Here is a 25,261-nt window from a genome sequence, read left to right as displayed (position 1 = left end):
GACCATGGATCGGTGACCATGGGATTTCCCCGGACGGCGTTGTTCTACCGGAGGTCCCGGTCAGCGACCGAGCAGCGGTATGTCGTTACGCCCGAGGTGGTAGTCGCGGACCGCGTCGACGAGCTCGGCGACCGACAGCTTGCCGCTGCCGTCGGTGTCGAGGTCGCGGAAGGCGCGGTCGGCGGCCTGGCCGTCCAGGCCGATCGCGGCGAACCAGCCGTGCATCTCCGACGGGGAGATCTCGCCGTCGCCGCTGCGGTCCAGGACGTCGACGATCGCCTCGATCGTCGGCCCCACGACCGCGGCGAACCCGGCGTCCCCCCTGCCGATGATCTCCTGGTCGGCGGCGTCGATGAACTGGGCGCGCGACATCCTGTCGGTGCCGGCGGCGGCGGACAGCGTGTCGAACATGCCGAGGTACGCCTGCTTGAGCTTGTCCGCCTTCGCGGTGCCCTGCGCGCCGAGACGGGCGATGATCTCGTCGGCCTCGCGGTCGAAGTCCGCGCGCTCGATGACGCCGTTGCCGTTGCGGTCCCAGAGCCGGAACCGCTCCTCCAGCCGGTTGGACTGGGTGGTGGCCATGACCATGTGCGTTTCCTCCTGTGCGGTGATGCTGGACGCCATTCATCATTTCCGGCCGATGCCCGTATTGAACGTGCGATCGGAGTAAGGCTTGGATATCTCGCGAACGAAGGCCATATCACTGAAATAGATCGCGATCCGGACATGCGTCATCGCCATTTCCCACAATTCAGTCATCGGCCGGTGATTCAGCCGGAATTCACCGCGGCGGGGGACCCTGGCGGAAAAGCAGCCGCTCCCCCGGCGCGAGGCCGAGCTCGGTTCCGGTGCGCGCCGGATCGGCCCGGACGAGCACGTTGTAGTGGTTGGGCAGATGGCAGCCGTCGAAGCCGAGCAGGACGCCGACGCGCCGCCCGCCGAGCCACAGCTCGTCGCCGCGGTCGAGCACGCCCGCCGCGTCGATCTCGGCGAAGCCGAGGAAGGCGACCCGGTCGATCCGCGCGCCGGAGGCGGTCTCCCCGTGGTCGGTGGCCACCAGCTCGTGCACCTCGCCCGCGCGGACGCACCGGGAGGCGAACGGCTCCAGCCGCATCCCCCGGTCCGTCCGGCGGTGGGCGAGGACCTTCACGACCGTCGCGGGGACCGGTCTCTTGGGCCCGTCCTCCGCCGGATTCATCGCACGCACCTTCCCCGCATCGCCGTGCCCGGCCGGCCCGAGGCCCGTCCGGGCCCCTCCAGGCGGTAGACGTCCCGCACGAAACGCAGGGCCGCCAGGCCGCCGTCGCGCTCCCCGGTCCCCCGGACGCACTGCTCGAAGGCATCGAGCACCGCCACGTACTCGTGCCAGAGGGAGCCCTTGAAACCGGCATGGCCCGCGAGCATGTCGGCGCGCACCGTCCGCCCGCCTGCCAGCCGCACCTCGATGTCCTTGCGCTCGCCGGGGAAGGACCAGTCGAGCAGGATCCGCGCGCGTCCCCGGCCCGCGCGCAGGCCGATGTCGGCCTGCCGGTCGACGCCCCCGGCGTCCCGCGTGATCCGCGCGGATGTCACCTCGGCCGGTCCCAGCAGGAGCCGGACGAGGTCGAAGGCGTTGGGGCCGTTGTCGGCGACGCATCCGCCGCCGCAGCGCCGCGTGTCGAGGTACCAGCCGTCCGCGCCCGCGTGCTCCTCGATGCGTTCCAGGTAGCGGACGGTGACCTCGCTGATCGTCGAGCCCGCGCACTGGGCCCGCAGCCGGGCGACGGCCTCGTTGTAGCGGCGGTGGAAGGCCGTGAACAGCGGGACGTCCCGGTGCTCGGCCAGCTTCCGGAGCGCGACCCCCTGGGCGGTGCCGACGGCGAGCGGTTTCTCCACGCAGACGGCGACGCCCTCCTCCAGCGCGTCCGCGCAGACCTGCATGTGCACGTCGTTGGGCACCGTGACCACCACGGCGTCCAGCCACGTCTCGCGGAGCATCCGGCGATGGTCTGTATGGACTGACACCGGATGACCGGGCACCGGCCGGGCGGCCAGCTTCGCCGGGTCGCTGTCGCAGACGGCGACCAGGTCCATCGCGGGCGAGTCGCGCAGCGCCGCGAGGTAGAAGCGGGAGATCATCCCGAGGCCGATCAGGCCGACCCGCAACGGCGCCGTCACGGCCCCTCCAGCGGTGCGGGGGCGGGGACGCCGCGGCTCTCGGCGACGCCGCGCAGCTCCCGGTACAGGTCCGCGCCGAGGGGGACGCCGTGGCGCCGGCGCTCCCGGGCGCGCTCGTGCTCGTGCCAGCCGGGATAGCGCACCGGTGCGGCCGGGTCGGTGGGCGGGCAGCCGAGCAGGGCACCGAACAGCACGCCCGCGTCGGCGTCCGCGCCGGAGCGCAGCGCGCCGGGCGCGATCGCGGCGGTGAGGAAGCCGATGCCGTCGTCCCGGCCGCCGGGCCCGCCGTCGCCGTGGAACGCGTCCGGATGCGCGCCCAGTCCCGCGCCGGACACCACGGCGGACAGGACCTCCACCGCGATGCCGAGCCCGAACCCCTTGTACTGCCCGGCCGCGCCGCCCAGCCACAGCAGGTGCGCGCGTCCCGCGTCGAAGGCGGCCGGATCGGTCACCGCGGCGCCGTCGTCGCCGCTCAGCACCCCCTCGGGGAGGCTCCGCCCCTCGCGGGCCGCCTGCCGGACGCGCCCGGTGGGCGCGGCGGTCGTGCTCATGTCCAGCACGAACGGCGGGTGCCGTCCCGCCGGCGCGGCGACGCTCAGCGGGTTGGTGCCGAGCATCGCCACCGCGCCGCCGGGCGGGCGGGCGATGCGCTGCCCGCCGCAGTTGGCGGTGACCAGCCCGATCATGGAGTGCTCCACGGCGCGCAGCGCGTGGTGCCCGGCGCAGCCGAAGTGGGAGGCGCCGCGGACGCCCACCAGCCCGACCCCGAAGGCGGCGGCGCGTTCGGCGGCGAGGTCCATGGCGGCCTCTCCCGTCCACAGGCCGAGGGCGCCGCCGGCGTCCAGGAGCACCGCCGCGCCCCGGTCGGCGACCCGCCGCGGTTCCGCCTCCGGGCTGACGCGTCCCTCCTCGAAGAGCGGCAGGTAGAGGCGGGTGAGGTTGGCCAGCCCGTGGGACGTCATGCCGGTGAGGTCGCCATAGCACAGCGCCCGCGCCGCCGCCTCCGCCCGGACGGCGGGGACGCCCAGCGAGGCGAACACGTCCGAGGCGAAGCGGAGCAGGTCGGTGTAGGCCACCCTGACCTGGGCCGGGGATTCGGCGGACGGGAGCGGTGGTGCGCAGTCCTGAAGCGGTGTCCGGGACGACGGGGTCATGGTGCTCCGTTCTGGTCGTCGGTAAAGGCGGTGAGGAGGCGGGCGACGGTCTCGGCGAAGTCCGCCAGCTCGCCCGCGCCGGCGAACTCTCCGTCGGCGTGGGCGTTGTTGGCGGCGAGGTCCCCGGGCCCGAGCACGACGGTGCAGGCGCCGGGGACCTCCGACATCCAGATGGCGTCGCAGGTGAAGGCGGGCTCGGAGCCGGGCCACGGCGGGATCCCCGCGCGGTCGCGCAGCAGCGTGTGGCCCCAGGCGTCGCGGTCGTCCAGCACGGGCAGCCCGTGCTTGCGCCACTCCAGGCGGGTGATGGCGCACGCGTCGGCGGCGGTGCGGCCGAACAGCGCGGTGCCGGCGAAGAGCGAGGCGAACTCCTTGAGCCCCTCGTCCAGCGCGTCTCGCAGCCGCCGTTCCAGGTGCCGGGCGGCCGCGGGCGAGGCGTAGGCGAGGTTCAGCAGCAGCGAGCCGCTCCCGTACACCTTGTTGTGCCGAGCGCCCGTGTGCAGGCCGGCCACGCAGACCGCCCCCTCGGAGGCCGACGCGTCGAGCGCGCGGCCCAGATGCTGGGCGAGGAACCCCAGCAGGACGCTGGCGTTGTGCCCGCCCGCCGGACGGTCGTCGACGGCGCCGGCGCCGTCCACGACGATGCGCGCGGTCATCGCCGCCGTGCTGCGCGGCAGGAACCGGCCCCGGGTCGGTTCGCAGAAGACGTTCAGGCGGCCGGTGAAGCCGCGCCGGACCAGGGGGCGCGTGCCGAAGACGCCCATGGCGCCGCCCTCCTCCCCCGCGACGGCCTGCACGAGCACGCCGATGTCGCGTCCCAGCGCGGGCCTCCGCGCCCGCGCCGCGCGGATGCCCGCGAGCAGCGCCACCGCGGGGCCCTTGGCGTCGATCGCGCCGCGCCCGTGGAACCGCTCGCCGTCGAAGCGCACCGGCTGCCACCCGGCCACGGTGTCGAGATGGACGTTGAACATCACCGTGCGGGCGGCGGGCAGGCGGTCCGGCCCCAGCCGCAGCACGAGGCTGGGCTGGTCGGCGAGGAACCGCGGGCTCGCCATGGCTTCGCGGACCGGAGCGGGGACGGGCCCGGAGTCCAGATCGGCCGGCCGCGCCGGAGCGTGCCGCACGACGCGCAGGCCGACCGCGGCGGCGTGCCGCCCGTAGGCGTCCTGCGCCTCGGCCAGGCGGGACGGGGGCGCGTCCGGGCCGGTCTCCAGCGGGCCGGCGGTCGGCAGGCCGAGGAGCCGGAGCAGCAGGTCGCGGTCGCCCGGGGTCAGCGGTGCGGGGAGGCGCCCCGCGGTCATCGTCCCGCGCCGGTCGTGCGCGCCGTCCGCGCGAGAAGGCGTTCCAGGGCCCGCCCGCATGCGACGAACGCGTCCCGGTCGCCGGTGCCGGAGTCCAGGTGCGGCCGCAGCTTCACGTGCGGCTCGATGGACAGCACGCCGCCGTACCCGTTCCGGAACAGCACGTCCAGGCACTCGGCGACCCGGGCCTCGCCTTCGCCGGGCGGGACGAAGTCGACCTCGCCCCCGGCGCAGGCACGCGCGTCCTTCACGTGGACGTGCACCACATGGGACACGACCTCACGGAGCATCGGCAGCGGCGGGTACCCGTGCGCCACCCCGTTGCCGATGTCGAACAGGAGCCGCAGCGCCGGGCTGCCGATGCCGGTGACCAGGTCCAGCATCCGGTCGGCGCGGTCGCCCGCCCAGCCGGCGCAGTTCTCGTGCGCCAGCACCAGCCCGTGGTCCTCGGCGCGCCACGCCAGCTCGCGCAGCCGCCCGCGGACGTGGCGGCCCCACGCGGGCCCGTCCAGGCCGCCGCTCGGATACGACATGATCCGGACCAGCGGGGTACCCAGGACCGCGCAGCGGCGGGCGAGGACGTCCAGCTCCCGCACGTCCGCGGCGAAGTCGCCGGTGACCGGGCGGGACCAGTCGCCGATCTTGGAGGCGACGCCGACCACGGACGTGCCGGCGGACTCCAAGAGTTCGGCCGCGTGCCGGAACGCGCGCTCGTCGAGGTCGGCGACGGGCGTGCCGCCGATGGTCCGCAGCTCCAGCCTGTTCCAGCCCAGCTCCGCGACCGCGCCGATCTGGCCCGCGAGATCCGGGGCCGCCTCGTCACCGAGCCCGGCGAGGCGGACCTCCTCCGGGACGGCCTCAGCGGACGCCACCCTGGACCTCCTCCCGCCGGAGGGCCCCGGGCCCTTGGCCGTCGCAGAGCCGTTTGGCCTCGGTGAGCAGCCGGACGGTGTCGACCTGCACCGGCAACGTCCTGTGCATGCGGGACACCGGCCCCGCGTAACGGCCGTACGCGCCGCGCAGGAACGCGGCGAACGCGTCGTCGGTGAACACGCTCCGGGTGGCCTCGCCTCCGGGCCGGACGACGCGGAGCTGAGCGCAGTGGTCGGCCTCGCTACAGGGGTAGTGGCCGACGAGGACGGCCCGGTCGAACTCCAGCGTGATGCGGCGCTCGCGCACCGGGGAGGTCAGGTCCGAGTCGATCTCGGTGCGGACGCCGCCGACGTGGTCCAGCCGGAGCCGGGCGCGGCCGAGACGCGGGACCCGCGACCGCTCGAAGACCATGTCGTCCGACGAGGCGCCGGCGATCCGCGCGCCTCCCGCGAGGCTGAGCACCACGGCGAGCGCGTGCGGCAGCTCGACGTCGAACGCGGTCGGGTGGTCGAGGGCCGCGGTGCTGCGGGTGAACCGGGGCTTGTTCTGGATCACGTCGATCCGCCGCAGCTCCCCGTACCGGCCGCCACGCACCGCCGCGCGCAGCCGCCGGGTGAGGCCGCTGTCGAGCCAGTGCGTGGCGACGGTCACGTCCAGGTCCCAGCGGCGCCGGATCCGGGCCACGGCCATCAGCCCGGTCAGGTCCACGGCCAGCGGCTTCTCCACGATGATCTTGCGGTAGCCGAGCCCCGCGAGGCGGGCCAGGACGTTCTCCCTGGCCGCGGGCGGCGTGCACAGGTGCACCACGGTCCGGGCCGGCGGGCTCAGCCGCACCGCCTCCTCCAGCGACCCGGCCTCCACCACCCCGGGGAGCTCGGGCCGCGCGCGGAACGGATCGACGGCGACGACCGGCGCCCGGGCCAGCAGGCCGGGCGCCGCGGCGCGCACCCTGGCCAGCGCGGGCAGGTGCAATCCCTGTCCCGACCTGCCCATTCCAACGATGAGAGTATGCAACATTGCAGGTCAAGGCCCTTCCGGTGCGCGCGGGGAGTCATGTCGAACGGCACGGAGAACTGGGGATCCGACAGCGAGTCAAGCTAATTCACCGAACGTCACCGGTCAATGACGGAATGTCACAGCGATCATTGCCGCCACACAAAGGCGCACGTCAGAGAGCAATGCCGAAGAGGAAGTGGCTACAAACAGTTACATGGCACTTGCTCAACGTTATGAACCGGGGAAGGCCGGGCATCAACGCCTCGTTCCCACCCCCGTCGCACAAGGAGCGGCATGCCCTTCCCCTCGCGCACCCGCACCGGCACCGCCATCACCGGCACCGCGATCACCGCCGCCGCGGCCCTCGCGGCGACCCTGCTCACGTCCTCCGCCGCCGCGCCGGCGAACGCCCGGGAACGGGCCGCCGCGCCGGACGGCACGATCGTCGTTTTCGTAACCGAGGGCGCCCAGGTCTCCTGGGCCGGAACCGAACTCAAGGAATATCCGGCCTCGGCCGAGTGCCGATCACTGCCGCCGGGCGCGCACGTGATCGCCAACCACGGCAGCGAGCGGCTGCTCTTCTTCACGGACCCGTTCTGCCTGACGCCGGTCCCGCCGCCGTTCTCGTTCATCCCGCCCGGCCACGGCGCGCACGTCGCGCCGACCGGCAGTTTCAGGGTCGGCTGACGGCCCGCTCCCTCCGGCCCATGGTCTCCGGACCATGGGGCCGCCGGGTGGCGGTCAGTGGACCGAGAGGGCCTCGGCCACCTCCTGTGCCGCCGCGTAGGCGCCGCGGACGGCGTGCTTGCCGGACAGGGGGTGCCGCTCGTCGTTCTCCTCGTAGGTCACCTGGACCAGCAGTTCGCCGTCCCGGAAGACGATCAGACCCGGGACGACTCCCGGGACGTGCGCGGCGAACGCCTGGTCGCCGAGGCCCGTCACGGGGCGGAAGATCTTCCGGTCGTGGACGCTCAGCGTGTCCTCGGCGCGGGCGTCATCGTGCCGCATCTCGTACTCGCGGACGGCGAGCCGGGTGCCGTCGGACAGTTCCGTGCCGGGCACGACCGCCGCCGAGACCGTGAGCACCTGCTCCATGGACATCCAGGTGCAGCCGCGGCGGTCGGCGCCTTTGACGGCGAGTTCCCCCTCGCCCGATTCACGGCCGCTGGAGTACTCCTCGCCCTTCACCAGGCGGTGCAGGGTCCGTTCGGACACCGCCCCGCACAGGTCGGGGATCTCGCGGCCGGGCGACCGGGGCGCGGCGGGCGCGATCGCGGGACGGGAGGGCGTGCGCACGCCGAGCCGGCCGACGACCTCCGCCGCTGCGGTGAACGCGCCGGAACGCGCGGTCTCCTCCGGCATCGGCGGGCCGACGTCGGAGTACCTGACGATGACCTTCGCGTTCCCGACGCGCGTCACGACCGTCGAGCCGGTGGACGGCGAGAACTGCGCGAGCGCCTCGTCGCCCAGTCCCGTCACCGCCCGGGTGGTCACGTCGGACCATCTCGGCCCGAACGACCTCATGGCCGCGGCGACCGGCGCCCGCCCGGCGGCCTGAGCCGTCATCGGGCCGGCGGCGGTGCCCTCGGACAGGATGACGTTGACCGACAGCATGCGGCGCGATACGCCGTCGGCGCCGGACGACCACGAGCACTCCCCGTCCGGGCCGCGCATCATCGTCCGCGATTCGGCCACCAGCCGGCCGACGGTGGCCGGCGAGACCCCGCAGCCCTCCGGGACCGCCTCGATGATCGGACCCTCCGGAACCCGGTCGGGTCCGGCGGGCGGGGCGGCCAGCCTGTCGAGGCTTCCGGGCGCCGGCGTCACCACCACGAGGGCGATGCTGATCACGAATGCGACGAGGAAGGCGACGACGACGGCGTCGGTGTCGCCGCCACCGGGACGCCGCGTCGGTTCGGGGCCGGTCATGGGCGCAACGACCTTTCGACCGCGACGGCGACCGTGTAGGCGCTGTCGATCAACAAGCTTCCGTGCAGCTTCGTCCTTTCGTCGGCACCCTCGTAGGCCACCTCGACCAGGACGTTGCGTTTCCGGAAGACCACCACCCCGATGTCGCCGCTCGATCCCGTCCCGGTCTTGGTGACCGCGAAGGCCCGGTCGCCGGGCCCGGCCAGCGGCGTGAAACCGGTGAGGTCGTCGGCACCGATCACCTTCCCGTCGCGCAGGTTCCGGTGGAGGCCCTGGTACTGGCGCGTGGCCGTGTGAACGCCCATACCCGGCAGGCGTTCCTCCGCGACCGCGAGTGAGACCTTGAGCGTGCGCGACCGCCCCTCGTACGCGTAACGGGACGTCTCGGCCCTCCACATGCAGGAGTCGCCGGACATCCCCGGTTGGACCGTCATGGAGAACAGGGTCGGGCTCCCCCGCCGCCGGTACGCGTCGCGGGCGACCTTGTCCACGGTGTCACCGGGAACCGCGTCGCAGGGCTTGGGAACGCGGCCCAGCGGGCGTGTGACCGGGTGCTTCACGGTGCTCAGCTTGGGGCTCGCCGCGGCCCCGAGGCTCTTCGCCGCCTCCGCCGCCGCGGCGAGGGCCCCGTCCATCGCGGTCTTCTTCGGGATCGTCTCGCGCCGCTCTCCCGCGTCGTCCCACCCTCGGTACTCGATGGTCGCGACGGCGTTGCCCTCCCGGAAGGTCACGACCGCGCCTTCGGTGCGGCCGTCCGGCGAGTAGCGGGCGGTGGCCTCCTCGCCCAGTCCCTCCACGACCTCGGGCGCGGCCTCGTTCGGCTCGGACCGGGCCACCAGATCCATCGCCTCGGTGATCGGCGACTGGCTGCGGCCTTCCGCCAGGGTGATGGAGACGTCGAGGACGCGCTCGTTCGCGAAGTCGCCCATGCACCAGTCGCACTTGGCCTTCCCGTCGTCCAGCGAGTACCACATGCAGCTTCCGGGGCCGCCGCGCCGGAACACGCCGCCTTCCTCGGCGTCGCGGTCGGCCCCGGGCGCGAGCCTGAGGGCGGTCTCATCCGACACCCCGCAGTTGCGGGGGAGCTTCTCGATGATCCGGCCTGCGGGCACGGGGTCGGCGATCGCGGGCGCCGGCCGCAGCGGCCCGTCGGCGATCCCGCCGGACCGGGTGTCGCGGCCCGCGGCCACGGCGATCGTGACACCGAGGGCGAGGGCGACCGCTCCGGCCACGGCCGCGAGCCGCCATCCGCGGTCGGTCCGGAGGCGAAGCGCCCAGCCGTCGGGGTCGGAATCGGACACGCGAACTCCAGCGGCTCGGGAGGCTTTGGATCTTGTTGGACTTCACCGGCGAGACAGAAGTTCTCCGCTGCCCCCGGCCCGATCCGGCCATGCGCCTCCCCGTCTCAGCGCTTCCCCCGGTCGACCGCATGATGGCCTACCGCCTCAGCCGTCTCGCCGACCGCTGTCCGGGGGCCCGGCCGTTCCGGGTTCATGCCGCTCGTTCCGGCTTCCTGAGGACCTCGGTGAGAGCGGCGATGCTGTGCTCGCCGTACCCCATCTCGGCCGCCCGCTTCACCAGGTCGTGCATGGGGGTGAGCCATGCGGTGTCGACGTTCGTCTCCCTGGTGAGGTCCGCGTCGTGGGCGGCTCCGCTGAGGAAGAGGTTCACCGAGGAGGCGGCGTCGCTGTAGTCGCCGCTGTCGATCTCCTCGGCGTAGACGGGCAGCAGAGACTTGATCATGTCCAGCCACTTGCCGGAGAACCGGACCATGGAGGTCACCTCCAGCCCTCGCGCCTGGACGGCCGCCGCCCCCTGGAAGAAGCCGACCAGTGCGGGCAGCAGTGTGGCGCCCACCGCCATCTCGTAGAGGGCGGCGAGGTCCGTCTCGTCGCCCAGGTGGACGGTGTCGCCGCCCAGCACCCTCAGCGTCGACGCGAACTCCTCGAAGACCGTCCGGTCGCCGCTGTAGTAGAGGAGGGTGTCCGGCGCCCCCACGGCCGAAGGCACGTTCTTGACCGCCCCGGCGAGGAAGCGGGCGCCGTGGCCGGTGGCCCAGGCGTCCGTCTCGCGGGCGCCGGCCGGGGAGCCGCTGTTGAGGGTGACGAGCGCCCGTCCGTGCAGCGAGGCGACGGCGGGCTCCAACGCCGTCCGGGTGTCCTCGAAGGTGGTCAGGCAGGTGATGACCAGGGGGCTCGCGTTCACCGCGTCCTCGATGGACGGCAGGTGGCGGGCGCCTTTGGCGACGAGAGGCGCGGCTTTGGCGGCGGTCCTGTTCCAGACCGCGGTCGGATGTCCGGCGCTGACGAAGGTCTCGGCCAGCGCCGTTCCCATCGAGCCCAGCCCGATGACGGTCACGGGCGTGCGGCGGTCTCCATGCATGTGCTTACTCCAGTCGCAGAGAAGAGAGAAGAAGGTGAGCGCCGCCTTCGATTCCGTGGTGGCTCAACGCGGCGCCCGTCTCATGCTGGGGTGAGCACAGACCTTTTCTCAAGTACCTACATTTTTGCCGGGTACTGATGGAAATGTAAGTGTGGGGGGTCGTGTCCGCTTGTTCAACCATTCGGTTGACGATTGGCGGTCTCGCGGACTACGGTCGTCTTCAACCAAACGGTTGAAAGGATGCTGATCGAATGACTCTGTCCGACCATCCGGGCGAGCGGCACCGGCAGGTGGCCGGGCTGTTCACGGAGCGGGTCCGCGGCACGCGGTCCTGGGACGCGCCGTCCCCGGTCGCCGGCTGGACCGCCCGCGACGTCGTGCGCCACCTGACCGAATGGTTCCCCGGGTTCCTGTCGTCCGGCGCAGACGTCCGATTGCCCGGCGGACCGCCGGTGGAGGACGACCCGGTCGCCGCGTGGCAGGTCCAGTGCGACGGCGTGCAGGCGGTCCTGGACGATCCGGAGAGCGCCGACCGGAAGTTCACCAACCCGCACATCGGCACCCTCCCGCTGGAGACCGCGATCGACCGCTTCTACACCGCCGACGTGTTCATGCACACCTGGGACCTGTCCAGGGCCACCGGCCAGGACGACCGGCTGGACCCCGCCTTCTGCGCCGAACTCCTCGCGGGGATGGAGGCGATGGAGGACGTCATCCGCTCCTCCGGCCAGTACGGCCCTCGGGTCGAGGTGCCCGCCGGCGCGGACACCCAGACCAGGCTCCTCGGCTTCATCGGCCGCGACCCGTTCTGGACGGGCCGCTGAGCCCCGGCCCGGTTCCGGGCCCTGGTTCCGGGCCCTGGTCCCGGGCCCTAGTTCTCGTCGGCGACGACGCCGAGGTAGGTGCCGTACACCTCGGCCGGGCCGGTGGGCAGGTCGGCCGTGCCCAGCAGGACGGACCGCGCGGCCGGCCGCCCGCCCGGCGGGACCACGTCGAAGCGGACGTCGATCGGGCGGGACGTCTGCGGATCGGTGATCTCCACCCGGACGACGACCGTCCCGCCGTCCGCCTCGATCCCGGTCACGCGGTGCCGGGACGTCAGCTGCTGCGTCGAGTGCTCGCCGGGCAGCCGCAGCCGGATGGGGGCGCAGAGCTCACCCGGCCGCGGCGGCACGCACAGGCTCATGCCCATCGTCAACCTGCTCCCCGCGGTCTCAGAGGTTCTCGCCGAGCTTCTCGGCGCGCCCGGAGATGTCGGCGTTCGCGGTGACCTTCGCCGGGTGCTCGGTGGCGAAGCTCGTCATCCGCGCCCACGCGTCCAGGTCGCGCTGGCTCGCCTCGCGTCCCACGTGCGTGACGACGTCGACGTCCGTCGCCTGGGAGCGCAGGTGCCCGGCGCGGGCGTTCTCCTTCGGGACGTGCGCGAACGGGTCGAAGGAGTACGCCGCCATCGCGTTCTCGTGGGTGATCTTGTCGATCAGCGCGTCGTCGAGATGGCCGAGGGTCTCGATGACGTCCTCGGGCGCGAACGGCCAGTTGCTGTCGGAGTGCGGGTAGTCCGACTCCCAGCAGACCATGTCGGTGTCGAACCAGTCGAGGACCTTCGGGCCGACCTTGTCGGCGATGAAGCACGTGTGGATGTGCTTCCTGAACACGTCGGACGGGCCGTCGTAGCCGCGCGGGAACGTCGCCTTCGTCCAGCCCGAGTGCCGGTTCTGCACGTGCTCGGCCCGCCAGAGGAAGTACGGGATCCAGCCGATGTCGCCCTCGGTCAGCGAGAACCTCAGGTCGGGGAAGTCGCCCCAGAACTCGGCCCACATCAGTTCGAGCAGCGTGTACGCGCTCATGATCGAGGACCCGGTCATGGCCACGCTCGCCGGGGCGTCGCTGGAGAACATCGGCGCCCGCGAGGACGACCCGATGTGCGTGCACAGGACGGTCTTGCATTCGCTGGCCGCCTCGAACAGCGGATACCAGTACCTGGTGTGGATGCTGGGCATGTTCAGCGCCTCGGGGTTCTCCGAGAACGTCACCGCGTGGCACCCCTTGGCCGCCAGGCGCCGGATCTCCTTGGCGGCCTCCTGGACGTCGAACAGCGGAAGGATCCCGCAGGGGATGAACCGGCCGGGGTACGCGCCGCACCACTCGTCGATGTGCCAGTCGTTGTAGGCCTTGATCATCACCAGGTTGGTCTCGCGGTCCGGGCCCTGGTTGAGGACCTGGCCGGAGAACCCGGTCCAGTTCGGGAAGTTCAGCCCAGCGAGCTGGCCGCCGGCGTTCATGTCCCTGACCCGCTCGTCGACGTTGAAGCAGCCCGGACGCATCTCGTCGTAGCTGCTGGCGTCGATGTTGTACATCTCGCGCGGCTTCCCGGCGACCGCGTTCAGCCCCATGTTCCGGCCCCGGAGATCGCCGTAGTACCACTGCTGGACGCCGTCCGGTTCGATGATGACGCGCGGCGCGCGGTCCCGGTACCGGTCCGGGACGTGGGCGTCGAACATGTCGGCGGGCTCGGCGATGTGGTCGTCGACGCTGATGAGGATCAGATCGTCCTTGTGCATGGGGGAATCCTTCGCTCGGTCTTTCCCGGGTCAGGCGGGGACGAAGTAGGGGAGCCAGAGATCGTTTCCGGTCCGGCGGAACGACACCTGGACCGGCAGCTCGGCGCGCAGGTCGTCCGGCGCGGCGTCGACGATGTTGGTCAGCATCTGGTAGCCCTCGTCGAGGGTCACGATCGCGGCGGCGTAGGGCGGGTCGAAGGCGGGCGTGACCGGCCGGTGGACGACGGTCCAGCTGTAGAGGACGCCGCGCCCGGCGCTCGCCTCCCACACCTGGCCCCGGGCCAGGCAGCCGCGGCAGTGCTCGCCAGGCGGGAAGGTGATGGCCTCGCACCGCTCGCAGCGCTGGAACAGCAGCTCTCCCCGCGCGCACCCGTCCCAGAAGGGGCGGGTCACCTCGCTCGGGACGGCGTGCGGAAGGTCGCGGGTCTGGGCCCGCAGCGGGGTCGTCATGGCAGCTCGTCTCCCAGGAGGATCACGCCGGTGAACAGGGCGCCGGCTCCGCCGGTGGTGCACAGGGCGACGTGCGCGTCCGGGACCTGGAGGGGCCCGGCGTCGCCGCGCACCTGCTGGACCCCGCGGATCACGCGCTGCATCATCTGGGGGTTCGCGCCCGCGTGGCTGAACGACATCAGGCCGCCGTCGGTGGTGATCGGGTGGCTGCCGCCCGGCTCGATGCGGCCGTCCTCGACGAACGGCCCGCCCTCCCCCTCGGGGCAGAACCGCAGGGCCTCCAGCTGGCGGATGATTTCGAACGAGAAGGGGTCGTAGAGCTCCAGGACGTCCACGTCGTCGCGGCCGATGCCGGCCTGGCGGAACGCGAGGTCGCCGGCCCGGCGTCCGGCCTGCCCGTTGGACGGCGCGTCGCGCCGCCCGCGCAGGTCCCAGCTCGGCGGGTACTGGTAGGACGGGCCGAAGAAGTCGACCCCGGCGCCGAGCACGTGGACCGGGTCGCGGCGCAGGGACCGGGCGCGCTCGGCCGTGGTGACGACGGCCGCGCAGCCGCCCTCCGACGTCATGGCGCAGTCGAGGAGGTGGAAGGGCTCGGCGATGGGGCGGGAGGCGGTGATGTCCTCGGGCTTGAAGGGGCCCCGCCCGTGGTAGACGGCCTCCGGGTTGCGGTCCCCGTTGTTGCGGATCGTGGCCGCGACCCGCGACATCTGCTCCCGCGTCGTCCCGAAGACCTCCATGTGGCGGCGCGCGATCAGCGCGAACTCGGCGGCGGTGAACATGCCCCAGGGGGCGACGAACTCGTTCTCCGGGCGGGTCCACGGCGCGGTCGCCGCGCGGTCGGTGTAGCTGCCGGCCTGCGCGGAGACCAGCACGACGACGTCGGCGTAGCCCTTCTCGACGGCGGACGCGGCCTCGGCGAACATGCCGGCGCCGAAGTCGTGGCCCTGCCAGGCCGGCCCGACACCGAGGTCGTAGATCAGGGACGTGCTGTCGTCCATGGCGCTGATCCCGTCGACGTCGGACAGGTCCAGCCCGGCGTCGTCCAGCGCGCCGAGGAGCGCCTTGACCATGAGGCTGCGGGAGGTCTCCTCCTCCAGGCGGCGCGCCTGGCGGGTGTTGTGCACCCCGGCGATGACGGCCCGGCGGTTCGATGCCCTCACTCGGTCTCCTTGAAGGTCGAGCCATGTGCCGTAGATCACTAACGGCTACGCACTATTAGACTTAGCGATTTCCGGACTGTCAAGGGTCGATTGTCCGGAGAACTGGCGCTTTGCAGATCGCTGTGTGACCATCATGAGGGACTATTAGTTTAAGAAAGCTGGTGGGACGAGCCCGGGAGTTCGCATGACCATCCGCCTGATCCTGGACATGGCCGCGCAGGCGGGCGCCGACCGCGCCGCCCTGCTGCCGGCCGCCGGCGAGCCGACGACCTTCGGCGGCCTCGCCGGGCTGGCCGACGCCGGAAGCGCGCTGCTGAGACGCCGGGGCGCCCGCACGCTGGCGTTCGTCGGCGCCAACTCCCCCGCGGTTCCCGCGCTGCTGTTCGCCGCGGCCGGCGCCGGAGTCCCGTTCGCTCCGCTCAACTACCGCCTGTCCGAGCCTGCCCTGCGCGAACTGATCGCCCGCCTGGACGCGCCCGTGCTCGTCACCGACCCGTCCCAGCGCGTCGGACCGCCCGGCAACGTGGTCGCGTCGATGACGACCCGCGAGTGGTTCGACATCGTCGCGGCGCCGGGAGCCGGGGACGCGTCGGAGGCGGCGTCAGACGCGGGGCCCGCGGAGGTGTCCGAGGAGAGCCCCGCGCTCCTGCTGTTCACGAGCGGCACGACGGCGGCGCCGAAGTGCGCCGTCCTGCGGCACTCGAACCTGCTCTCCTACGTCCTCGGAACCGTCGAGTTCGGCGCGGCGGCGGCGGAGGACGAGTGCGCGCTGCTCAGCGTCCCGCCGTACCACATCGCCGGGATCGGGGCCGTGCTCACCAACGCCTACTCCGGCCGCAAGACCGCCTACCTGACCGACTTCACCCCGGAGGGGTGGCTCGGCGTCGTCCGCGACCGGCGGGTGAGCCACGCGATGGTGGTGCCGACCATGCTGGCCCGCATCGTCGAGCATCTCGGGGACCGCCCGGCGGACTGCCCCGGTCTCTCGACGCTCGCCTACGGAGGTGCGCGGATGCCGCTCCCGGTGCTCGCGCGGGCGCTGGAGGCGTTCCCCGCGACCGGTTTCGTCAACGCCTACGGCCTCACCGAGACCAGCTCGACGATCGCGGTCCTCGGCCCCGAGGACCACCGCCAGGCGATGGCCTCGGGGGAGACCCACCGCCTCGCCTCGGTCGGCCGCGTCGTCCCCGGCGTCGAGGCGGAGATCCGGGACGAGGACGGCCGCGCGGTGCCCGGCGGCACGGTCGGCGAGCTGTGGGTCCGGGGGCCGCAGGTCTCCGGCGAGTACACCGGGCTCGGCTCGGTCCTGGACGCCGGCGGCTGGTTCCCGACCCGCGACCTCGCGCGCCTCGACGGGGACGGCTACCTCTACGTGGAGGGACGCGCGGACGACACGATCATCCGCGGCGGGGAGAACATCGCGCCGGCCGAGATCGAGGACGTCCTGCTCGCCCATGACCTGGTCCGTGAGGCCGCCGTGGTCGGAGCGGCCGATCCCCATTGGGGGGAACGGCTGGTGGCGGTCGTGGTCCCCGACGGAGGGGCCGGTGACGACCTCGCCGCGGAGCTGCGCGCCTTCGTCCGGTCGCGGCTGCGCGGCTCCCGCACGCCTGACGAGGTCGTGTTCAGGGAAGAGCTCCCCTACACCCAGACGGGCAAGCTCCTGCGCCGAGAGATCGTCGCCGGGCTCCACTCCCCCACACACGCCTGATCGAGACAGGAGAAGCAGTTGAGCGACATCATCAAGCCCGGGACACGCCTGCACAGCCAGGTGTGCGGCACCGGCGTCATCGTGGTCCGGCCGGGGCCGCCGGGCCTGGACCTGCGGTGCGGCGGAGTTCCGATGTCCCTGTCGGCCGACCGCGCGACCGTGGGGGAACCGCACAGTCCGTTCGACGAGGGCTCCTTGCTGGGCAAGCGCTACACCCACCCGGACGACGATTCCTTCGAAGTCCTGGTGACCAGCCCGGGTGCGGGCTCGCTGTCGGACGGCGACACCCCGCTCGTGGTCAAGGACGCCAAGCCGCTCCCCGCCAGCGACTGACCCGCCCCTCGGCGGCCGGAACGCGGCCGGAGGTCAGTCGTCCCCGGCCTCCGGCCGCACCCTGCGGCGTATGGCCGTCTTCGGGTGGTCGGCGTGCCGCTGGTAGGCGTCTCCGAGGTTCCATTCGATCTCGTCGCGGAGCTGCCGGACGTTGGCCATCTCGGCGTACAGCGAGCGCAGGGTGTAGGTCGCCACCTGGAGCGGGTACCTCGACCTCATCTCCTCCAGCAGCCCGAGTTCCCGGCTCCTGCCCTGCGCCCACATCAGCTCGTCGATCGACTTCTGGACGGTCTCCAGGTAGCGGTCGATGGCCTCCAGGACCACGGCCGGTTCGGTGTCCCCCGCGAGCCAGATCTTGAGCATCAGCGGATGCTTGATCATCACCGGCTCGTCCCCCGGAAGGGCCTCGGCCCACGCGCGCAGCGCACGCTCGCCCCGCGGGGTCGACTCGTAGACCGTCATCTTGCGCTTGCCGACGTGGATCGTGCGCTCGGCCGCCATGTCGTGCTCGATCAGGCGTGTCAGCTCCCGCCGGATGTGGCTGACGGCCGGGGCCCAGTAGAAGTGGCCGACCGTGTACTGGGAGCGCACCTTGATCTCGCCCGCGGTGAGCGACTCGTCGTTGACGATCAGCATGCCGAGGACGAGGTACGCCGTCGTCGGCAGATCCGGGTAGCCGGGATCGGCGGCGCCCTCCCGCGCGGCGGCCTCGTCCGCCTCCCGCGATGCCTCGTCGAGTCCCACGTCGTCATTCCCGCCGATCGCCGTCGTCCTGCCAGCGATCGTAGTCCTCGCCGGGACGCCGCAGGCCCGTCAGAGCCCGGCGGGCCGGGAGCCGATGACCCCGTCCTCCTCCAGCGCCTCGATCTCGCTCCGGCCCAGGCCGATCTCCGCCAGGACCTCGTGGTTGTGCTGGCCGTAGAGCGGCGCCCCGGACCGTACCCACCCGGAGGCCACGGTCCGGGACCCGAACGGCAGCCCCGTCGAGCGGAACTCGCCCGCCACCGGATGCCGGACGTTCTCCCAGAACCCGCGAGCGCGCAGATGCTCGTCGGCCAGCAGGTCGCTCGGCGGCGTCACCCTGGCCGACGGGACGCCCGCCGCGCGGAGCGCCGCGACGGCGGCCTCGACGTCGACGCCCGCCGCCCAGGACGCGATGGCCGTGTCGATCTCCGCCGCGCGGGCCCGGCGGCCGGACCGCGTCGCCAGGTCGCGGTCGTCCGCCAGGTCGGGGCGGCCGATGACGGCGGCGAGCGCGGGCCATTGCGCGTCGTCCGTCACGGCGATCGCCGCCCATTCGTCGGCTCCGGCCGTCCGGTAGACGCCCTGGGGCGAGGCGCCCGGCCCGCGGTTGCCGTCGCGGCGCAGGGTGACGCCGCGGACGGAGTGCTCCAGTAGCGCCTCGGCCGCCACGTTGAGCGCGGCCTCGACCATGGTCCCCTCGATGTGCACCCCCTGGCCGGTGGCATCGCGGCTCTCCAGGGCGACCACGGCCGCGAAGGCCGCGTGGATGCCGGCGACCGGGTCGCAGACGCCGCGCGGGATGATCGGCGGGCCGTCCGGGTGCCCGGTCATCCAGGCCATGCCGCTCGCCTGCTCCATCGTCTGGGCGAACCCGACCCGGTCGCGCCAGGGGCCGTCGAGCCCGAACGCGGGCATCCGCACCATGCACGCCCGGGGGTTGGCCGCCGCGACGTCCGGCCACTCCAGCCCGAAGTTCGCCATCACGCGCGGCGAGAAGTTCTCGACGACCAGGTCGCTGCCACCGATGATCTTCAGGGCCACGTCCCGCGCCCGCGGATCGCTCAGCTCCAGGCTGATCCCGCGCTTGTCGTTGTTGCTGGCGAGGAACACCGACCCCCATTCCCACCACTGGTCGACGCTCGGCGGCCGTCCACCGGAGAACCGCATGCCGTCGGGACGGCGCAGCCCCTCGATCTTGACCACGTCGGCGCCGAACGCGGCCAGCAGCTGGGTGGCGGTCGGACCGGCCCAGAAGGCGGTGAAGTCGGCGACCCGCACCCCGTCCAGCGGCCGCCGGTCCGGCTGTGTGCCCTGCCGTGCCGGACGTTCGCCTGCCGGACGTTCGCGCGCCGGCCAGCGCACCTCGCCGGCGTCCCGGCCGGGGTCCGGCACCGTTCCCGGCGGGGACGCCTCGAACGCGCTGGTCCGGTACGGGACCCGCGGCTGGAGGTGGCCCAGCGCGTTCTTGACGAAGACGCCGCGTTCCCGGAACTGGTCGATCTCGGCCAGCGTCTCCGGCGTCCCGATCGGGGCGACCGGGATCCGCAGCGCGGCCGCCAGCTCCACGATCTCGGCGGTGGTGCGGGTGGAGGCCCAGCCGTGGACCATCTCCAGGAACTCGTCGCGCCGCCGAGTCCGGCCCGCGAACGACGCGAGGTCGGCGTCGTCCAGGAGGTCCGCGCGGTCGATCAGGACGAGGAAGTCCGCGAACTGCTGCGCGGTGATCGTGCAGAAGCCGACGAGGCCGTCCGCGGTGGGCACGATCGACGGCATCTCCAGGCTCCTGGCCGCCGCCGGGGCGTCCTCGCCGAGGACGCCCGCGGCGACGGCGCCGAGACCGCCCATGGTGACGATCATCGCCTCGTAGATCGAGACGTCGAAGACGTCACCCCGGCCGGTCCGCCGGAGCCGGCGGATCCCGGCGGCGGCGGCGAAGGCGGCGTACGCCCCCGCCACCCACTCGCCGGTCCGGCCGCCCGCCTGCAGCGGCTCCTCACCGGGCCAGCCGCGGCTCCCGGTCGACCCGCACAGCGCCTGGAGGATGAACTCGTTGGCCTGCACCCCCTGGTCGACGTAGGGGCCTTCGGTGCCGAACGGGGTGATGCTGATGACGACGCTCTCGTCACCCGCCGAGAGGGACCGCATCCGCGCCAGGTCCCAGCCCCCCGTCCCGTCGACGATCACGATGTCCGCGCCCCGGACCAGGTCGTGGACGGCGGGCGACCCGGCGTCGTCCGAGACGACCGACCGCTTGCCCGCCGCGAGGAACTGGAACAGGGGCGCGTGCTCGCCCGGCCCGAGGGCGAGATCCCCCGACGCGCTCCAGGAGCGCAGCGGGTCACCGTCCGGGGGCTCGACCTTCACCACCTGCGCACCGGCGTCGACGAGCATCTTTCCGCAGTACGCGCCCGGGATGCCCCCGGTGCACTCCAGGACACGGACATCGGCGAGCGGGAGGGTGCTGTCCATCGGTTCCTCTCGATGTGGTGCGGATCGGTGCAGCGTCGATCGTGGTTCTCAGTCGATCTGGACGGCCGCCTTGGGCCCGGCGGCCGGGACGGCTCCGTCGTCCCGGTCGTTGAGCATGGAGTCGCGGTAGCGCGACGCCGCGACCGCGAGCACGAACCCGATGACGGAGGCGACGATGGCCGCGACGGCGAGGGTCTCCAGGCCCTGCTCGCTCAGGAAGGCGTGATCACCGACCATGATCTCGCCCCGTGCCAGGAAGACCCCCGAGAAGGACGCGGCGACGCCCTGGAACGTCGTCCGCACCACGGCCTGCATGCCGACGGCCGCGCTGGTCTCCTCCGGCGGGACGCACTCGGCGATGAGCGTCGGCAGGGCGCCGTAGCAGAACGTGACGGCGATCGAGCTGATGATCGTGAAGGCGATGAAGCCGCCCAGCGACGTGTGGAGGGACATGACCGACCAGAAGGCCCCCACGGCGACCACGGACCCGATCATGATCGTCCGGGCCGCGCCGTAGCGGCGGGAGATCCGGCCGGGCAGCGGGGAGATGGCGAACCCGATGAGCGCGCCGAGGCCGCCCACCAGCCCGGTCATCGTCGCCGTCAGTCCCAGCCCGACCGGCAGCTCGATGGGGGCGCCGCCCGGCACGGGGATCTCCGTCGGGGTGCGCAGGACGGCCGTCGGCATGACCTGGCTGAGCCCGAAGACCCCGAAGGCGATGATCACCGTGGCGAGCATCCCGATCGCGAACTTGGGATTGACGAACCGCCGGACCTCCATCATCGGGTGCTCCACGCGCAGCTCCCAGACCGTCCACAGGGCGAGCAGGACAAGCCCGACGCCCAGGAAGCCCAGCGTCCGGGAGTCGCCCCACGTCCACTCGCTCGACTTGGTGACGCCGTAGAGCGTCGTCCCGATGGCCACCGAGAACAGCGCGGCGCCCAGGTAGTCGACCCTCCCGGGGTCCGCGTCCGCGGCCTTGGAGTTGGGGATGACGGCACGGATCCCGGCCATCGCGAGCGCGGCCAGGATCACCGCGGTCCAGAAGATGAAGCGCCAGTTGAAGTGATCCAGGATGAACCCGGACACGAGCATGCCCGACGCTCCGGCGATGAGCGCCGACGCGCTGACGACGGCGATCCCGGTGGTGACCTTCTCCTTCGGCAGGATCTCGCGCGCCAGCCCGATCACCAGGGGCAGCACGGCGCCGGACACCCCTTGCAGGCCCCGGCCGACGATGAGGATCTCCAGGTTGGGGGCGATCGCGCTGAGCGCGGAGCCCGCCGCCGAGATCAGCAGCACGATGTTGAGCACCCGCGCGCGGCCGAACTGGTCGCCCAGGCGACCGCACACCCCCGTGGCGGCCGCCGCGACCAGCATGTACGCGGTCACGATCCAGGTGAGCTTGTTGATGTCGGACCCGAAGAAGGGGAGTTGGGCGTAGAGCAGCTGGACGGACATCGTCGTCTCGAACGCCGACACCGTCTCGGCGAGCACGAGCACCGCGATCAGGAGAACGGCGGATCTGGAGGATCTCGTTCCGGGCATGGCCGTACCGACTTTCCGATGTGGGGTGGGGGTGGAGTCGGGACCCGTCAGCGTCGTCGCCGGGCCATCTGGCGTGGGCTAGATCACAAGTTGCCTGTGACTAATAGAACGATGTTTACTGGGACACGTCAAGACTCAAGCCCAAAAGTTCCTGCATGCCAGCAGATTGCCCGCGAGTGAGTCTGGGAACTTTAGACTTAGCGACCAACGTCCCCGACACCGCGCGCGTCGGCCTGCTCGGTGGCTCCGCCTGGTGCTCAGGTCGCGCTACTCGTTGATATAGGGCCTGAAAAGTAGGTCGCGTTCCATCCACGACTCGTTGAGCAGCTCACTGTGCACCTCGCCCTGGGCGATTCCCAGAAGAAGCTCAGTGGTGAGCAGGTCGTACCTCTCCCACACGTCGCCGCTCCGGTCCGAGACCCGGATCGGGTACGAACCAGTCGGCGTCCCAGGTGAGACCTGCCAGTAGAGCGTGACCCCCGTGCCGGTCGAGGCCCAGGGCAGCAGCATGGAACCAGGATCGAGATCGTCGGACGGCCCCACGACCTCGTCCTCGAACAGGTCCCGGAGCTGGTCGGACTCCAGCCCCGACCGCCCGAGATCGACGTGCGTGAGACCGGGGCCGGGCGCCGGAACGTAGAGCCTCAAGTGGTCCGGCCAGAGTCCGGTCCCCTGGCGAACGGGATGCCGTTCGAGATCACGAACGCCGACGGCGACCACCCGGTCTGCGTGACGATCTACGCCGACCGGCGTCCCGAGTCCACCGCCACGCGTTCCCTGGTCGCGGTCTCGACGTCGATCGACGAAGGCCCCTGCTGACCTCCCGCCTCCGGTGGATATATTGGAACATCGTTTCAATATACGGAACAGCTGAGGGCGAGTCGGTTTGATCAGTGAGCTGCGGGTGGCGACGGTGGCGGTGTCGGATCTGGAGCGGTCGGTCGCGTTCTACCGAGACGTGTTCGGCTACGTGGCCGGGCCGGAGGTCGCGGTCGGGGGTCCGGAGATCGAGCGTGCGTGGCGCATGCCCGCAGGGCTGACGGGCCGGACGGTCGTGCTGGGACCGGAGGGCGCCACGACCGGCCTGGTGCGCCTTGTGAGCTTCGATGCCCCGGGCGACCGGATCTGGGGCGACTACTCGCGCGCCCAGGACTACGGCCACTACGCGCTCAACATCCGGGTGGACGACGTCCGCGCCACGGTCCACCGGCTACGCGAGGCGGGAGGCAGGGCCAAGTCGGAGCCCACCCGCTGGACGGTGACTCCGGAGCTGGCCGCCTGGGACTCGCTGTCGTACGACCCCGACGGCGTCATCCTCGACGTCTTCGAACTCGAAGCGCGGGACGGCTCCCCGCTCGCCGAGTACGACGGCTCTCCCAGCGAGCTTCAGACGGTCGCGGTGCACGTCGGTGACGCGCGGGCGGCGATGGGCTTCTACGGGGCGCTCGGCTTCGAGCCGATGTACGACCAGGTGATCGAGGGCATGGAGGCGTTCTTCCGCCTCCCGCCGGGCACCTCGCTGCACAACATCAACATGTACATGCCCGGCGGCACGATGAACGGCCGCGTGGAGATCGCGCAGTACGTCGGCTTCCCCGGCCGCGACCAGCGCGACCGCGCCGTCCCGCCCAACACCGGTCTCCTGTCCGTCTCGCTGGAGACCGACGACCTGCCCGCGACCGCGGGGCTGCTCGCCGCGCACGGCGCGGTCCCGGTCTGCGACCCGGTCGAGCTGGACGTTCCTCCCTACGGCCCCGCCGCGGTCCAGACGTTCCTGGGCCGCGACGGGGAACTGCTGGAGTTCTACCGCCGCCGCTGAGGCGACCGCTAGTGCGCTCCCCCAAGGGTCACCGGGTGCGTTGACTTGCGGCGTGTTGTTGTTATGAGCGCGTCGAAAGCAACAACACGCCGCAAGTCAACGAGATGGCGACCCGGTCGACGTTCGTGGTCACCGCGCTAGGAAGCCTCCGCGGCCAGGGCGCGGCCGAGCGCGCGGCCCAGTGTCATCGCGGGTGTCACGCTCATGCCGCCGACGTAGTTGTCTCCGGCGAAGACGTCGTTGCCCAGTACCTCGCCCACCGCGTACAGGCCCGGGATCGGACGACCGTCGCGGTCGACCACGGCCAGGTCGCCGGTCACCTGGAGCCCGTCCCTGCTGAGCAGCGAGGCGGCGGTGGAGGTGATGCCGTAGTACGGGGGCGAGTCGATCGTCATCGGCAGCGTGGTCCTGCCCTGGTCGGGATCGTGGCCGGCGCGGACCGCCTCGTTGTAGCGCCGGAGGGTCGCCGCCAGTCCGGCGGGGTCCACGCCCAGCCGCACCGCCAGCTCTTCCGGTGTCGGTGCCGTGACGATCCAGCGGCCGCTCTCCTGCTCGGCCAGGAACCGCTCGCGGGTCCAGCCGCCCGCGCCGTTCCTGATGAGCGGTTCCGCCTCGCGTGCGGTCGCCTCGTCCCAGACGATGTGCATCGCCAGGCCGGGCTGCTCAAGGAGGGCCCGCTCGCGCCTTTCGGGGCTCGTCCCGTCCTCGGGGACGAATCGCTCGCCGGCGCGGTTGACCCAGATCTCGTGGGGCGTCCGGTACGCGGGCGCCAGCTCGATGAACGCCTCCCGGTAGTCGACGGCGAAGCCGGGCCGTCCGGGATCGGGGATCAGCCCCATCACGGGGAGGAAGATCCCGTTGCCGCTGACGGCGGCGCCCAGTCCCTCGGCCAGCCTGAGCCCGTCGCCGGTGGCGTGGTCGAGGCAGGCGATCATCGCGTCCTCGCAGCCCGGAGGCAGGAAGCGGTTGCGCAGCCCGGGCTCCGCGTCGTATCCGCCGGTGGCCAGCACCACGGTGGCCGCGTGCGCGGCGATCTCGTGCGTCCCGTCGCGGACCGCGGTGATGCCGGCGACCCGGCCGGCGCCGTCCTGGACGGCGCCGGTGACACGGGTGCCGGTGAGCACGCGCACCTGCTCCGGAGTCCAGCGCGCCAGCTCGCGTTCCAGCACCCGCAGCAGCGAGTCGCCCTGGTTCACGCCCCAGTAGGTGCGGGGCACCGAGTAGACCTCGTGCCCGTGCACCAACCCGGGAGTCTCGGGGTGGAAGTCGAAGCCGAGGCCGTCCAGCCAGTCGACCGTCTCGCCCTGGGCGCGCACGGTCCGCCACGTGAGGTCGGGGTCGGCCCGTCCGTGCGACAGCCGCATGACCTCCTGCCAGTGGCGCTCGGGATCGTCCTCGATGCCGCGCGCGGCCTGCCTGCGCGTGCCCGCGCCGCTGAACTCGCCGCTGGATATGTGCAGCATCCCGCCGACCCGCTCGGTCTTCTCAGCGACCAGCACCCGCGCGCCGACCGCCGCGGCCTCGATGGCCACGCACAGCCCGCCCACGCCGGCGCCGACCACGATGACGTCGTAGCGCCCGAGATCCTCGGCGGTCATGACCGCCCACCCCTGCCCGGCAAAGCGCACCCTCCGGCTCGTTGTTCCGCCACTCGGAATGACGTTTCAACATGCA

General features: G+C 72.4%; 25 protein-coding genes. 6 read left to right on the top strand and 19 right to left on the bottom strand.

Going from position 1 to position 25,261, the window contains the following annotated elements; genetic code table 11:
- Window positions 1-60: 60 nt before the first annotated feature.
- From E1281_RS00775 to E1281_RS00745, 7 genes are all read right to left on the bottom strand, one after another.
- Window positions 61-588: an EF-hand domain-containing protein gene (locus E1281_RS00775; protein ID WP_131875143.1), complete on the bottom strand. Its 528-nt coding sequence runs from the start codon at window positions 586-588 to the stop codon at window positions 61-63.
- A 193-nt stretch (window positions 589-781) separates the two neighbouring features.
- Window positions 782-1,198 (bottom strand): hypothetical protein, encoded by a 417-nt coding sequence (locus E1281_RS00770; RefSeq protein WP_131875133.1) that lies wholly within the window; start codon window positions 1,196-1,198, stop codon window positions 782-784.
- Window positions 1,195-2,157, bottom strand: coding sequence for a Gfo/Idh/MocA family oxidoreductase (locus E1281_RS00765; RefSeq protein WP_131875132.1), 963 nt, complete (start codon window positions 2,155-2,157; stop codon window positions 1,195-1,197). Before E1281_RS00765 ends, E1281_RS00770 begins: the two co-directional genes overlap by 4 nt.
- Window positions 2,154-3,311, bottom strand: coding sequence for an Ldh family oxidoreductase (locus E1281_RS00760; RefSeq protein ID WP_131875131.1), 1,158 nt, complete (start codon window positions 3,309-3,311; stop codon window positions 2,154-2,156). Before E1281_RS00760 ends, E1281_RS00765 begins: the two co-directional genes overlap by 4 nt.
- Window positions 3,308-4,612, bottom strand: a complete 1,305-nt coding sequence (locus E1281_RS00755; RefSeq protein WP_131875130.1) for a M20/M25/M40 family metallo-hydrolase — start codon at window positions 4,610-4,612, stop codon at window positions 3,308-3,310. The genes E1281_RS00760 and E1281_RS00755 overlap by 4 nt, the downstream gene beginning before the upstream one ends.
- Window positions 4,609-5,484 carry a sugar phosphate isomerase/epimerase family protein gene (locus E1281_RS00750; RefSeq protein ID WP_131875129.1) on the bottom strand — a complete coding sequence of 292 codons (876 nt, stop codon included), beginning with the start codon at window positions 5,482-5,484 and terminating at the stop codon, window positions 4,609-4,611. Before E1281_RS00750 ends, E1281_RS00755 begins: the two co-directional genes overlap by 4 nt.
- Complete coding sequence (locus E1281_RS00745) at window positions 5,471-6,478, bottom strand: oxidoreductase (protein ID WP_243716442.1); 1,008 nt, start codon at window positions 6,476-6,478, stop codon at window positions 5,471-5,473. The genes E1281_RS00750 and E1281_RS00745 overlap by 14 nt, the downstream gene beginning before the upstream one ends.
- A 297-nt stretch (window positions 6,479-6,775) precedes the next feature.
- Here E1281_RS00745 and E1281_RS41040 point away from each other — a divergent pair, with 297 nt between their 5' ends.
- Complete coding sequence (locus E1281_RS41040) at window positions 6,776-7,168, top strand: hypothetical protein (RefSeq protein ID WP_131875127.1); 393 nt, start codon at window positions 6,776-6,778, stop codon at window positions 7,166-7,168.
- A gap of 54 nt (window positions 7,169-7,222) precedes the next feature.
- Here E1281_RS41040 and E1281_RS00735 read toward each other — a convergent pair whose 3' ends face one another.
- The 3 genes from E1281_RS00735 to E1281_RS00725 all read right to left on the bottom strand — a co-directional run bounded on the left by E1281_RS00735 (window position 7,223) and on the right by E1281_RS00725 (window position 10,768).
- A complete protein-coding gene (locus E1281_RS00735) occupies window positions 7,223-8,410 on the bottom strand; it encodes a hypothetical protein (protein WP_131875126.1) in 1,188 nt (395 codons plus the stop codon).
- Window positions 8,407-9,711 carry a hypothetical protein gene (locus E1281_RS00730; protein ID WP_131875125.1) on the bottom strand — a complete coding sequence of 435 codons (1,305 nt, stop codon included), beginning with the start codon at window positions 9,709-9,711 and terminating at the stop codon, window positions 8,407-8,409. The genes E1281_RS00735 and E1281_RS00730 overlap by 4 nt, the downstream gene beginning before the upstream one ends.
- A gap of 190 nt (window positions 9,712-9,901) precedes the next feature.
- The gene (locus tag E1281_RS00725; RefSeq protein ID WP_243716441.1) at window positions 9,902-10,768 is read right to left on the bottom strand and encodes an NAD(P)-binding domain-containing protein; all 867 of its coding nucleotides are present in this window, start codon (window positions 10,766-10,768) and stop codon (window positions 9,902-9,904) included.
- 275 nt (window positions 10,769-11,043) lie between these two features.
- Between E1281_RS00725 and E1281_RS00720 the strand changes: the two genes are divergently transcribed.
- Entirely contained in the window at window positions 11,044-11,616 is a 573-nt protein-coding gene (locus tag E1281_RS00720) for a TIGR03086 family metal-binding protein (protein WP_131875123.1), read from the top strand.
- Between the two features lie 47 nt (window positions 11,617-11,663).
- Here the strand turns inward: E1281_RS00720 and E1281_RS00715 are convergent, their stop codons facing one another.
- From E1281_RS00715 to E1281_RS00700, 4 genes are read right to left on the bottom strand one after another with little or no spacing between them, the layout of a single operon-like run.
- The gene (locus tag E1281_RS00715) at window positions 11,664-11,984 is read right to left on the bottom strand and encodes a hypothetical protein (protein WP_131875122.1); all 321 of its coding nucleotides are present in this window, start codon (window positions 11,982-11,984) and stop codon (window positions 11,664-11,666) included.
- A 22-nt stretch (window positions 11,985-12,006) separates the two neighbouring features.
- Window positions 12,007-13,353, bottom strand: a complete 1,347-nt coding sequence (locus tag E1281_RS00710; protein WP_131875121.1) for an amidohydrolase family protein — start codon at window positions 13,351-13,353, stop codon at window positions 12,007-12,009.
- 30 nt (window positions 13,354-13,383) lie between these two features.
- Window positions 13,384-13,803, bottom strand: a complete 420-nt coding sequence (locus E1281_RS00705; protein ID WP_131875120.1) for an OB-fold domain-containing protein — start codon at window positions 13,801-13,803, stop codon at window positions 13,384-13,386.
- Complete coding sequence (locus tag E1281_RS00700) at window positions 13,800-14,963, bottom strand: thiolase family protein (protein WP_131875119.1); 1,164 nt, start codon at window positions 14,961-14,963, stop codon at window positions 13,800-13,802. The genes E1281_RS00705 and E1281_RS00700 overlap by 4 nt, the downstream gene beginning before the upstream one ends.
- 184 nt (window positions 14,964-15,147) lie before the next feature.
- Between E1281_RS00700 and E1281_RS00695 the strand changes: the two genes are divergently transcribed.
- Entirely contained in the window at window positions 15,148-16,674 is a 1,527-nt protein-coding gene (locus E1281_RS00695) for a fatty acid--CoA ligase family protein (protein ID WP_131875118.1), read from the top strand.
- Between the two features lie 18 nt (window positions 16,675-16,692).
- Window positions 16,693-17,007 carry a hypothetical protein gene (locus tag E1281_RS00690; RefSeq protein ID WP_131875117.1) on the top strand — a complete coding sequence of 105 codons (315 nt, stop codon included), beginning with the start codon at window positions 16,693-16,695 and terminating at the stop codon, window positions 17,005-17,007.
- A 33-nt stretch (window positions 17,008-17,040) separates the two neighbouring features.
- Here the strand turns inward: E1281_RS00690 and E1281_RS00685 are convergent, their stop codons facing one another.
- The 4 genes from E1281_RS00685 to E1281_RS00670 form a co-directional block, all read right to left on the bottom strand.
- Entirely contained in the window at window positions 17,041-17,751 is a 711-nt protein-coding gene (locus E1281_RS00685; RefSeq protein WP_131875116.1) for a MarR family transcriptional regulator, read from the bottom strand.
- 69 nt (window positions 17,752-17,820) lie between these two features.
- Window positions 17,821-20,220, bottom strand: coding sequence for a CoA transferase (locus E1281_RS00680; RefSeq protein ID WP_131875115.1), 2,400 nt, complete (start codon window positions 20,218-20,220; stop codon window positions 17,821-17,823).
- Window positions 20,221-20,268: 48 nt separating this feature from the next.
- The gene (locus E1281_RS00675; RefSeq protein ID WP_131875114.1) at window positions 20,269-21,768 is read right to left on the bottom strand and encodes an MFS transporter; all 1,500 of its coding nucleotides are present in this window, start codon (window positions 21,766-21,768) and stop codon (window positions 20,269-20,271) included.
- Between the two features lie 267 nt (window positions 21,769-22,035).
- Complete coding sequence (locus E1281_RS00670) at window positions 22,036-22,416, bottom strand: hypothetical protein (RefSeq protein WP_243716440.1); 381 nt, start codon at window positions 22,414-22,416, stop codon at window positions 22,036-22,038.
- 36 nt (window positions 22,417-22,452) lie between these two features.
- On the opposite strand from E1281_RS00670, the gene E1281_RS42445 reads away from it, so the two are divergent.
- Window positions 22,453-22,587 (top strand): hypothetical protein, encoded by a 135-nt coding sequence (locus E1281_RS42445; RefSeq protein WP_279433572.1) that lies wholly within the window; start codon window positions 22,453-22,455, stop codon window positions 22,585-22,587.
- 67 nt (window positions 22,588-22,654) lie between these two features.
- Window positions 22,655-23,587: a VOC family protein gene (locus tag E1281_RS00665; RefSeq protein WP_131875113.1), complete on the top strand. Its 933-nt coding sequence runs from the start codon at window positions 22,655-22,657 to the stop codon at window positions 23,585-23,587.
- A gap of 137 nt (window positions 23,588-23,724) precedes the next feature.
- On the opposite strand, the gene E1281_RS00660 is transcribed toward E1281_RS00665, so the two are convergent.
- Complete coding sequence (locus E1281_RS00660) at window positions 23,725-25,185, bottom strand: FAD-dependent oxidoreductase (protein ID WP_131875112.1); 1,461 nt, start codon at window positions 25,183-25,185, stop codon at window positions 23,725-23,727.
- Between the last annotated feature and the right edge of the window lie 76 nt (window positions 25,186-25,261).

The organism is Actinomadura sp. KC345, assembly GCF_004348515.1.
Taxonomy (GTDB): Bacteria; Actinomycetota; Actinomycetes; order Streptosporangiales; family Streptosporangiaceae; genus Spirillospora.
Note: the sequence above shows the minus strand (reverse complement) of the source record. Positions and strands in the feature narration are given on the sequence as shown.